The 9,945-nt window shown below is 71.5% G+C and carries 11 protein-coding genes; 10 read left to right on the plus strand and 1 reads right to left on the minus strand.

Translation table 11 applies throughout. The features are described 5' to 3' along the window. Nucleotides 1-79: 79 nt before the first annotated feature. Entirely contained in the window at nucleotides 80-1,297 is a 1,218-nt protein-coding gene (locus ACFWE2_RS22185; RefSeq protein ID WP_377226374.1) for a hypothetical protein, read from the minus strand. Between the two features lie 221 nt (nucleotides 1,298-1,518). Between ACFWE2_RS22185 and ACFWE2_RS22190 the strand changes: the two genes are divergently transcribed. From ACFWE2_RS22190 to ndk, 10 genes are all read left to right on the plus strand, one after another. Then, nucleotides 1,519-1,746, plus strand: a complete 228-nt coding sequence (locus ACFWE2_RS22190; protein ID WP_377226375.1) for an Arc family DNA-binding protein — start codon at nucleotides 1,519-1,521, stop codon at nucleotides 1,744-1,746. Next, nucleotides 1,746-2,168 (plus strand): type II toxin-antitoxin system VapC family toxin, encoded by a 423-nt coding sequence (locus ACFWE2_RS22195; RefSeq protein WP_377226376.1) that lies wholly within the window; start codon nucleotides 1,746-1,748, stop codon nucleotides 2,166-2,168. The genes ACFWE2_RS22190 and ACFWE2_RS22195 overlap by 1 nt, the downstream gene beginning before the upstream one ends. A 126-nt stretch (nucleotides 2,169-2,294) precedes the next feature. Next, nucleotides 2,295-3,713 (plus strand): bifunctional folylpolyglutamate synthase/dihydrofolate synthase, encoded by a 1,419-nt coding sequence (locus tag ACFWE2_RS22200; protein WP_377226377.1) that lies wholly within the window; start codon nucleotides 2,295-2,297, stop codon nucleotides 3,711-3,713. A gap of 160 nt (nucleotides 3,714-3,873) precedes the next feature. Then, on the plus strand, nucleotides 3,874-4,869 hold the full coding sequence (dhaK, locus tag ACFWE2_RS22205) for a dihydroxyacetone kinase subunit DhaK (protein WP_377226378.1): 996 nt from the start codon (nucleotides 3,874-3,876) through the stop codon (nucleotides 4,867-4,869). Between the two features lie 45 nt (nucleotides 4,870-4,914). Continuing rightward, nucleotides 4,915-5,592, plus strand: a complete 678-nt coding sequence (dhaL, locus tag ACFWE2_RS22210) for a dihydroxyacetone kinase subunit DhaL (RefSeq protein WP_377226379.1) — start codon at nucleotides 4,915-4,917, stop codon at nucleotides 5,590-5,592. Next, the gene (locus ACFWE2_RS22215) at nucleotides 5,589-6,380 is read left to right on the plus strand and encodes an HPr family phosphocarrier protein (RefSeq protein WP_377226380.1); all 792 of its coding nucleotides are present in this window, start codon (nucleotides 5,589-5,591) and stop codon (nucleotides 6,378-6,380) included. Before dhaL ends, ACFWE2_RS22215 begins: the two co-directional genes overlap by 4 nt. A 58-nt stretch (nucleotides 6,381-6,438) precedes the next feature. Continuing rightward, a complete protein-coding gene (locus tag ACFWE2_RS22220; RefSeq protein ID WP_377226381.1) occupies nucleotides 6,439-7,140 on the plus strand; it encodes a TetR/AcrR family transcriptional regulator in 702 nt (233 codons plus the stop codon). Nucleotides 7,141-7,184: 44 nt separating this feature from the next. Beyond that, complete coding sequence (locus ACFWE2_RS22225) at nucleotides 7,185-8,882, plus strand: MDR family MFS transporter (RefSeq protein WP_377226382.1); 1,698 nt, start codon at nucleotides 7,185-7,187, stop codon at nucleotides 8,880-8,882. Next, nucleotides 8,879-9,319 (plus strand): DUF4233 domain-containing protein, encoded by a 441-nt coding sequence (locus ACFWE2_RS22230; RefSeq protein ID WP_377226383.1) that lies wholly within the window; start codon nucleotides 8,879-8,881, stop codon nucleotides 9,317-9,319. Before ACFWE2_RS22225 ends, ACFWE2_RS22230 begins: the two co-directional genes overlap by 4 nt. 100 nt (nucleotides 9,320-9,419) lie before the next feature. Then, nucleotides 9,420-9,893 carry a nucleoside-diphosphate kinase gene (ndk, locus tag ACFWE2_RS22235; RefSeq protein WP_377226384.1) on the plus strand — a complete coding sequence of 158 codons (474 nt, stop codon included), beginning with the start codon at nucleotides 9,420-9,422 and terminating at the stop codon, nucleotides 9,891-9,893. Nucleotides 9,894-9,945 lie beyond the last annotated feature (52 nt).

Genomic DNA, 9,945 nt, shown 5'->3' on the forward strand with positions numbered 1-9,945 from the left:
GCGAGGTAGAGCGCCTGTCCGAGTCGCCCTGAGTGTGTCAGGGGGACTCGGACAGGCGCTCTACCTCGCGGAGACGCAGTCAGCTGTCGAGGCGCGCGTCCCAGGCATTCAGGATGTCCACCATCGGGATGCCGTACACGTACGAGAAGCACCGCGTGGACACCGACGTCTTACCGCAGCTGCGCTGGTTCGAGCCGCCGTCGATCATGCCGCGGGCGTAGGCCCGCCCGTTGATGACCGCGTAGATCGGGCCGCCGCTGTCGCCGCCGCCGACCACCACGCCGCCGTCGTCCCGGCTCGCCCGGAACCCGTGACAGGTGCGCTCGCCGCAGCTCCACGCGACGTTGGTGGCGCGGACCCGGGCGCCGCAGTGCTCACCGGTCACCGCACCGGAGGCGCAGATGACCTGCCCGACGGCGGGCCGCTGCACCCCCGCGATCGGGAACCGGTAGCGCGAGCTGGCGGGCGTCGCGTTCCACGGACCGCCGAACACCGCCGCGCGTGACGTGCGTGGGCTGTCGAACGGTGCGATGGCCTGGGCGTCGATGGCCGGGGAGTGGTGCGTGACCTTGCCCAGCGGCTCGCCCGCGCCGTCGCGGACGACGGATCCCACGCCCTTGTTGCAGTGCGCGGCGCTGATGATCCGGTGCCGTCCCGCGGAGTCGACGATCGGGAAGCCGGTCGTGCAGTAGTCGGTCCCGTCCCGCGACGCCATGGCTCCGCCGGCGTGCCACGGCGCGTCGTCGTTGCGCCGCGTGGTGGAGGTGGGCCGGAACTCGGTGCTGACCGCTTCCACCCGGACCGGGACCCCCGCGGCGCGTTCGAGCTTGCCCGCGAGCCAGCTCATCCGCGCCGGGCTCGAGCCGAGCCCGACCTCGGCGACGAGGCCGGCGTGGTTCTCGGCGGGGAGGGCGGCGATCACGACGTCGGGACCCCGCAGTGCCCGCTGGCTGTCCATCAGCCGGGTGCTGGCCGCCCGCAGGTCGGCCTCGCTGAGGGCCGCCGGCTCGACGTCCACCGTCACGCCGTCGGGCGCCTGGGCCTCCAGCTCGCTGATCGACGGCGGAACCTCGCCCTTCCAGGAGACGGTCACCTTCGCGGAGCCGTAGTCGACCGCGACGCCGGCGAAGCCGGGTACCGACGCGAGCTCCGTGGCGGCGTCGGCGGCATGGTCGACGGCGGACTGGAGGGCCGCTTGTCTCTCCGGGGAAAGCTGCTCGGGTTTGCTCGACCCGGCGTGGCTGACGTCGGTGGTGGCAGCCGTCGACGGCACGGTGAGCGCGGTGGCCAAGGCCATCGTTCCGATGATGATCGCGCGCTGTACCGTGCTGCTTCGCGTCATGCTGCCGATTCCCCCTGATGGACCGAGCACCGCCGGCCGACGGTGCCGTGACATCGTTCTTCACCGGGTGAAAGGCCGCAACACGTCCCGTGATGTGCGGGGGACTCGCTGTGTACGGGTCGGTAGGCTTGACTTGCGCGATATCATCAACTCGATATCGTTTGGAGGTGGCCATCATGGAACAGATCCTCATCCGCAATCTTCCCGCCGGGACCAAGGCGGTCCTGAGCGAGCGCGCCGCCCGGCACCACCGGTCGATGGAGGCCGAGGCCCGCGCGATCATGGAGGAAGCCCTCGTCGGTGAACCGACGAGCATCGTCGACTACCTTGCCATGCCCGAGAGCGACGACATCGAGTTTGAGCCCGAGCGCCTGGGCCTGACGGCCCGCACCGCCGAGCTCTGATGTACGTCCTGGACACCAACGTCGTCTCCGCCCTGCGTCGTCCTGATCGCGAACCTGCGGTCGCGGACTGGGCGCGCACCGTCCCGCTCGTCGACCAGTACGTCACGGCACTGACCGTCGCGGAGATCGAGCGCGGCATCGTCCGCAAGGAGCAGACCGACCCCGCCCAGGCAGCGGTCCTGCGGCGATGGCTTGCGGAGCGGGTCCTGCCCGGCTTCGCCGGCCGTGTCCTGCCGTTCGACCTGGCCGCCGCGCGGATCCTTGCCCGCTACCCCGTCCCGGAGCACGCCCCGTACGACGATGCCCAGATCGCGGCAGTCGCCGAGGCCCACGGGATGACCGTGGTCACCCGGAACCTCCGCCACTTCACGCCCCTGGGCGTCCGGGTGCTCTGCCCGTGGGAGCCGGTCCCCGGAGCCTAGGGGGACGCGAGCCGTCGTCGTCCTCGCGAAACGACCCGTGCATCTCCTCGTGCGCGGTGGATCGTGCGTCACCGCAGGATAGGGCACCGGTTCGGTACCAAGGCCCTGCGAAACTATCCTCTGAGGGTGGACGACTCCCAGAAGAACCCGCGCAAGAACCGTCGCGGCACCAGCCGTGGCGCCGAGAACGCTGACCCCGCCATCCAAGAGGCGCTTAGCGCGGTCTACCGGGAGATCCTGTCCCGGCAGCCCGAGCACGACATCGACCCCACCATGGCCCGCGTACAACGCGTCCTCGAGCTCCTCGGCGACCCGCAGAAGGCGTTCCGGACCGTCCACATCACCGGGACCAACGGCAAGTCCTCCACCGCGCGCATGGTCGAGCGCCTCGTCAGGGAGCACGGCCTGCGCACCGGCCGGTTCACGTCCCCGCACCTGACCAGCGTCACCGAGCGCATCGCCGTCGACGGGGAGCCGCTCACCCAGGAGCGCTTCGTCGAGGTGTTCGAGGACGTCGCCCCCTACATCGGCGTCGCCGACCGCGAGTCCCAGGAGCAGGGCGGACCGCGCCTGAGCTTCTTCGAGGTGCTCACCGTCATGGCGTTCGCCGCGTTCGCGGACGCGCCGGTCGACGTCGCGATCATCGAGGTCGGCATGGGCGGCACGTGGGACTCCACCAACGTGGTCGACGGCGAGGTCGCCGTCATCACGCCCGTCGCCATGGACCACGAGCGCTGGCTCGGCTCCACCCTCGAGGAGATCGCCACCGAGAAGGCCGGGATCATCAAGGACGGAGCCGTCGCGGTGATCGCGGACCAGCGCGACGCCGCCCTCGAGCCCATCCTCGCGCGAGCTCAGGCCGTTGGCGCCCACCTCATCCGCGAGGGCGTCGACCTCGAGGTCGCGGACCGGCGCGTCGCCGTCGGCGGCCAGCTCGTCGACCTGCGCACGCCCGCAGGCGTCTACACCGAGATCTTCCTGCCGCTGCACGGCGCCCACCAGGCCCACAACGCGCTGCTGGCGCTCGCGGCCACCGAGGCGCTGATGAGCGGCGGCCGCGCGCTCGGCGCGGAGATCGTCGAGGCGGCGTTCGGCGACGTCGAAGCACCGGGCCGGCTCGAGGTCGTCCGGACGAGCCCCACCGTGGTGGTCGACGTCGCACACAACCCGGCCGGCGCCGAGGCCCTGGTGGACGCGCTCGAGGAGTCGTTCAACCTCGAGCACCTGGTCGCCGTGGTGGCGGTCATGGCGGACAAGGACGCCGAGGGGCTGCTGTCCGTGCTGGAGCCGACGGTCGCGGAGGTCGTGGTGACCCGGAACTCCTCCGAGCGGTCGGCGAGCCCCGAGGACCTGGCGGTGGTCGCTCGCGAGGTGTTCGGCGAGGAGCGCGTGCACCTGGCGGGCCGGCTCGACGAGGCGCTGCAGCTCGCGGCCGACCTGGCAGAGGCCAACGACGAGCACGGCGGCGGTGTGGGCACGGGCGTCCTCGTCACGGGCTCCGTGGTCACCGTCGCGGACACGCGCATCCTGGTCGGCCGCGGCTGACCACCGGTCGCGCCCACAACGAAGCGGCTTCGGTCGCACCCAGAACGAATGGGGCGAGCGCTGTACTCGCGACGACGTTCTGGTGTTACATGAACTACAGGGGACACGTGTGCGGGCCCGGCGTCAGCGCCAGGTCAACAGCCCCGCGAGGAGGCCGGAAGTGAAGAAGCTGCTGAACGATCCCGCCGATGCCGTGACCAACTCCCTGGCCGGTTTCGCGCTCGCCCACGCCGACCTGGTCCGGCTCAGCTCCTCACCGGTGTTCGTCGTGCGTGCGGGCGGCGCGGTGACCGGCAAGGTGGGCCTGGTCAGCGGCGGCGGTTCGGGGCACGAACCGCTGCACGCGGGTTTCGTCGGCGACGGCATGCTCGACGCCGCCGTGCCCGGCGCGGTGTTCACCTCTCCGACCCCGGACCAGATCCTGCCCGCGATCCAGGCCGCCGACGGCGGGGCCGGCGTGCTGACGATCGTCAAGAACTACACGGGCGACGTGCTCAACTTCGAGACGGCGGTGGAGCTCGCCGAGGCAGAGGGCGTCACGGTCGCGTCGGTGCTCGTGAACGACGACGTCGCCGTCGAGAACTCCCTCTACACCGCGGGCCGCCGCGGGGTGGCTGGGACCGTCGCCGTCGAGAAGATCGCCGGGGCCGCCGCCGACCGGGGCGCCGATCTCGCCGGGGTGACCGCCGTCGCCGAGCGCGTCATCGCGAACGTGCGGTCCATGGGGGTGGCCCTGGCCGCCCCGGTGGTGCCGCACGTGGGCCGGCACAGCTTCGACCTGGGCGACGACGAGATCGAGGTGGGCATAGGGATCCACGGCGAGCCGGGTCGCCGCCGGGTCCCGGCCGCCGACGCCGACACGGTCACGGAGATGCTGCTCACGCCCGTCGCGGACGACCTCGACCTGGCCCGGGGCGAGCGAGTGTTGCTGTTCGTCAACGGTATGGGCGGCACTCCGCTGTCCGAGCTCTACGTGGTCTATGGTCGAGCGCGGCGCCTTCTCGAGGAGCGCGGCGTCACGGTCTCCCGTTCGCTGGTGGGCAACTACGTGACGTCCCTCGAGATGCAGGGGGCATCGGTCACCGTCCTCCGGCTGGACGACGAGCTGGAGGCCCTCTGGGACGCGCCGGTGACCACCGCGGCACTTCGGTGGTAGCACCCTGGCAATGAGACTGGCGATGTGACACGAAGGGTTCCGGACATGGCGTTGGACGCGGACTGGGCCGAGCGATGGGTCCGCCGCACGGCGGACGCGATCGCGGACGCGAAGGACGAGCTCACCGAGCTCGACCGGCAGATCGGCGACGGCGACCACGGCGAGAACCTGGACCGGGGCTTCAAGGCCGTCGTCGCACGACTCGACGACGCCGGGCCGGGGCCGGCCGACGAGCGGACGGTCGGCGACGTCCTGAAGCTCGTCGCGACCACGCTGATGTCCACGGTGGGCGGCGCGGCAGGGCCCCTGTACGGCACGGCGTACCTACGGGCGGCCAAGGTGTCGGGCCGGGCGCAGATCGACCCGCCCGCGGTGGTGGCCGTGCTCGAGGCCGCGCTCGAGGGCGTGTCCTCGCGCGGCAAGGCGACGGTGGGGGAGAAGACGATGGTCGATGCCTGGCATGCGGCGGTGGACGCGGCGGAGGCCGCAGCGAACGACGGCGGTTCCGAGCTGGACGTCCTGCGGGCCGCCGCGGAGACCGCGGACAAGGCGGCGACCGGCACGATCCCGATGATCGCTACCAAGGGCAGAGCCTCCTACCTCGGTGAGCGCAGCGCGGGGCACGAGGACCCGGGCGCGCGGTCCACCGCGCTCGTGCTGGGTGCGGCGCTGGCAGCGGCCCTCTCGGGACCGACGTCGGCCGACCCCCGCAGCGCGGCATGACGGCGCGGGTCGCCCTGGTCCTCGTCTCCCACTCCGCAGAGCTCGCCCGCGGCACGGCGGAGCTCGCGGAGCAGATGGCGCCCGACGTCCTGATCCGCGGTGTGGGCGGCGGGCCCGACGGCGGGCTCGGCACCTCCCTCGACGCGGTCCAGAAGGCCCTCGGGGACGTCCTGACGGCGCTCGCGGACAGCGCGGCGGGCGGCGTCGGCGCGCTGGGCGGCACCCAGGAGGGCGGCACTCCGGAGGGCGGCACGGGCGGCGGCGTCGTGGTGCTCGGCGACCTCGGATCGTCCGTGCTCACGGTCGAGGCGGCGCTGGAGCTCGACGAGTCCCTGGCCGAGCACGTGGTGCTGGCGCGTGCGCCGTTCGTCGAGGGCGCCGTCGCCGCGGCGGTGACGGCCCACGGCGGTGCGGACCTGGCAACGGTCCTGGAGTCGGCGAACGCGTCGGTCCAGATGTTCGCAGCGGTGGAGGCGGCGCGGTCGTCCGAGGCGGGCGGTCCGCCGTCGGACGGCGCGGCGGGCGGCGAGACCGAGAGCTCGCGCACCGTCACCGTGCGCAACCCGCTCGGCCTGCACGCACGGCCGGCGGCGCTGGTCTCGCGCAAGGTGGCCGAGCTCGGCGCCACCGTGACGATCGACGGTGTGGACGCCTCCAGCGTGCTGCAGCTCATGGCGCTGGGCGCGACACAGGGCCGTGAGCTGCGCGTCGAGGCGACGGGGGAGCGGGCCGCCGAGGCGGTGGCGACGGTGGTGGAGATGATCCACGCCGGCTTCGGCGAGGTGTGACTGCCGTCTCAACTTTTTGCAGTTGATGAATTTTTGCGTGGGGTGCAAGAATTGAGCCATGGCCCCCACGACTCCTTCGCGTGCCGAAGCCGCGCCCACTGACGCCGAACCGCGCCCGGACCTGCGCGAGCTCGCCGCCGCTCTCGAGGGGACGCCCGCCGAGCAGGGCCTGCGCGAGCGGAAGAAGCGCGCCCGGCGAGCCGCTCTGATCGACGCGGCGCAGCACCTCGTCGCGCAGCACGGCCTGGACGCCGTGACCGTCGAGATGATCAGCGCCGAGGCAGGCGTGTCGGCGCGTACCTTCTTCAACTACTTCGAGTCCAAGGACGACGCCGTGCTCGGCGCTGAGGACACGGGCCTGTCGGAGGACGTCGTCCGGGCGTTCGTCGACGGCGGCCCCACCGGCCGGCTGCTCTCCGACCTGGAAGCCCTGGTCGCGTCGCTGCTGACGCCGCACGCGGAGGCGCACGCCCGGGTGCGACGGGCCATGGACCTCATGCAGCAGGAACCTCGGCTGCTCCAGCGTCACGTGATCTGGATGGACCGGCACAAGAAGCAGCTCGTCGAGCTCTTCGAGGCCCGCCGCGCCACCACGCCGTTCAGCACCGACAACGAGCTGCTGACGATGCTCGTCCTGCTCCTGATCCGGACCGCGCTCGTCGCCTGGGAGCACGCCGGGTACGCCGGCAACCCCGCGGACCACCTGCCTTCCGCCGTCGCGCAGCTCATCGACGTCGTCGCGCACGACCTCGACTCCTGATCCCCAGACCGATCCCCAGACCCTCCCCAGAAAGGGCACCCTCCATGAGTCATGCCGTCACCACGGCGCCGGACAAGCCGCTGGTGGTCCTCAACCAGCGCACGATCTGGCTGATCTTCGGGGCCCTGATGGCCTCGATGTTCCTGTCCTCCCTGGACCAGACCATCGTCGGCACCGCGATGCCCACCATCGTGGGCGAGCTCAACGGCGTGGAGCACCAGGGCTGGGTGATCACCGCCTACATCCTCGCCATCGCCGTCGCGATGCCGCTCTACGGCAAGTTCGGCGACCTCTACGGGCGGCGCTGGCCGTTCCTCGTCGCGGTCGCGCTGTTCGTCGTCGCCTCCGCCGGCGGCGGCATGGCGCAGACGTTCGAGTCGCTGGTGGCCTGGCGGGCCGTGCAGGGTCTCGGCGGCGGTGGTCTGATGATCCTGTCCCAGGCGATCATCGCGGACATCATCCCGGCGTCCGACCGCGGCAAGTACATGGGCCCCATGGGCGCCCTGTTCGGCATCTCCGCCGTCGCCGGGCCGCTGCTCGGCGGCTGGCTCACCGACGGCCCCGGCTGGCGCTGGACCTTCTGGATCAACGTGCCCATCGGCATCGCGGCGTGGGTCATCGCGTACTTCGCGCTGAAGCTGCCCTCGCACCGCTCGAACCGGCCGACCGACTGGGGCGGCATCCTCACGATGGCACTCGGCACCACCGGCATCGTGCTGCTCACGAGCTGGGAGTCGCTCGGCAACGACGGCTACGACTGGTCCGACCCGACGCTGCTCGGCCTGCTGATCGGTACGGCGGTCGTCGTCGGCCTGTTCGTGCTCATCGAGAACCGGGTGTCCGAGCCGCTGATCCCGCTGCGGCTGTTCAAGAACCGGACGTTCACCATCACGACGCTCATCGGCCTGGTGCTCGGCATGGGCATGTTCTCCGCCATGTCGATGCTGCCGACGTTCCTGCAGATGTCGAGCGGCGCGGGCGTCACCGAGTCGGGCCTGCTGATGCTGCCGATGATGGCCGGCGTGATGCTCACCTCGATCGCCTCCGGCATCGCGATCTCGAAGACCGGCCGTTACAAGATGTTCCCGGTCGTGGGACTCGCCGTCACGATCCTCGGCATGATCTGGCTGACGACCATCGACGGCGAGATGTCCCTCTGGTTGTTCGGGGCGATGATCTTCGTGCTCGGCGCCGGTATGGGCCTGATCATGCAGACCATCGTGCTCGCGGTGCAGAACTCGGTGGACCCGCACGAGCTGGGCACCGCGACGTCGTCGAACAACTTCTTCCGCGAGATCGGCGCCGCGGTCGGCACCGCGGCGTTCACCACCGTGTTCACGTCGCGCCTGTCGGAGAACCTGGAGGGTGTCTTCGCCGGTCTCCCGGAGGGTGCGGCGCCCGCCGGCGGAGGTTCCGGCCTGACGCCGCAGATCGTGGACCAGCTTCCCGAGCCGCTCCGCAGCGGTGTGGTCGACGCGTTCGCCAGCTCGCTGGCCCCGGCGTTCTGGTATCTCGTGCCGCTGGTCGCCGTCGGCCTCGTGCTCGCCCTCTTCCTCAAGGAGGTCAAGCTGTCCAACGAGGCGGGCATGATCGCGCGCGGTGAGGCGGTCATGGAGGACGGCGTTGCGGACAACGCCGCGGACAGCGTCGAGGCCGCCGCGGGAGATGGCGCCGGCCGCGCCGCAGGGGATGCTGCCGGGGATGCCGTCGGGGACAGGGAGACGGATACCCTGGTCCGGTGAGCAAGGACCAACCCGCCCCCGGTGACCGCATCAAGCCCAAGAAGTCCGCGCTGGTGCAGTTCACGTCGACCACGCTCCTGCTCGAGGTCTTCGTCGTGATCTTCGCGACGCTGGCGGTGTGGGGGCTGCGGAACTCGGAGTTCGGCCGCGGGCCGCTCCAGATCGAGTCGAGCGCGGCGATCTGGGCCCTGGGCGGCGTCCTGGCCGTGGTGCTCCTGATCCTGTCGCGTGCCCAGGGCTCGGCCGCCGGCCGGGCGGCGGGCACCGTCGCGCAGGTCCCTGTGCTCGCGATGGGCCTGCTGGTGCCGATGATGTTCCTGGTCGGTGGGGTCTTCGTGGTGCTGTGGTTCTACGCCCTGCGCCTCGGTGCCCGGGTGGACCGGGAGCGTGCGGAGTACGACGCGGCCCACCCGGAGACGGCCCCGAACGCGGGCTGAGCCGCAGCCCGATCGACCATGCACCTGCTGCCGGACCGGACCCTGGTGTGGCAGCAGGTGCATGGTCATCTCACGGGGTGAGCCCGGATAGGGTTGTTCCATGACCGACGTCGCAGAGAAGACCCTGCCCACGGAGGCCTCGACGCAGCCCGTGGCCGAGCGCACCCTCGTCCTCGTCAAGCCGGACGGCGTCCGCCGCGGCCTGTCCGGCGAGATCCTGCGCCGCATCGAGGCCAAGGGCTACACGCTGCGGGCCGTGCAGCTCAAGGACGCCACCACCGAGCTGCTCGCCGCGCACTACGCCGAGCACGAGGGCAAGCCGTTCTACGGCCCGCTGGTCGAGTTCATGATGTCGGGCCCGGTGCTGGCCGTCGTGGCCGAGGGCCAGGGCGTCATCCCCGGCTTCCGCTCGCTGGCGGGCGCCACCAACCCGACGGACGCCGCCCCTGGCACCATCCGTGGTGACCTGGGCCGCGACTGGGGCACCAAGGTGCAGCAGAACCTCGTGCACGGCTCGGACTCCGCGGAGTCCGCGGCGCGCGAGATCGCCCTCTGGTTCCCGGAGCTTGGCTGACCCGAAGGACGCCGAGGTAGAGCGTGTGTCCGAGTAGGCGAGGGGTCGCCCC

It is taken from the genome of Promicromonospora sp. NPDC060271, assembly GCF_042726755.1.
In the GTDB taxonomy this organism is placed as follows: Bacteria; Actinomycetota; Actinomycetes; order Actinomycetales; family Cellulomonadaceae; genus Promicromonospora.

Bases quoted from the DNA above. Each gene is read 5' to 3' on its own strand.
- ndk (WP_377226384.1), top strand. From the start codon at position 9,420: ATGACCGACGTCGCAGAGAAGACCCTGCCCACGGAGGCCTCGACGCAG.
- ACFWE2_RS22225 (WP_377226382.1), top strand. From the start codon at position 7,185: ATGAGTCATGCCGTCACCACGGCGCCGGACAAGCCGCTGGTGGTCCTC.
- ACFWE2_RS22195 (WP_377226376.1), top strand. From the start codon at position 1,746: ATGTACGTCCTGGACACCAACGTCGTCTCCGCCCTGCGTCGTCCTGAT.
- dhaL (WP_377226379.1), top strand. From the start codon at position 4,915: ATGGCGTTGGACGCGGACTGGGCCGAGCGATGGGTCCGCCGCACGGCG.
- ACFWE2_RS22190 (WP_377226375.1), top strand. From the start codon at position 1,519: ATGGAACAGATCCTCATCCGCAATCTTCCCGCCGGGACCAAGGCGGTC.
- ACFWE2_RS22215 (WP_377226380.1), top strand. From the start codon at position 5,589: ATGACGGCGCGGGTCGCCCTGGTCCTCGTCTCCCACTCCGCAGAGCTC.
- ACFWE2_RS22185 (WP_377226374.1), bottom strand. From the start codon at position 1,297: ATGGCCTTGGCCACCGCGCTCACCGTGCCGTCGACGGCTGCCACCACC.
- ACFWE2_RS22220 (WP_377226381.1), top strand. From the start codon at position 6,439: ATGGCCCCCACGACTCCTTCGCGTGCCGAAGCCGCGCCCACTGACGCC.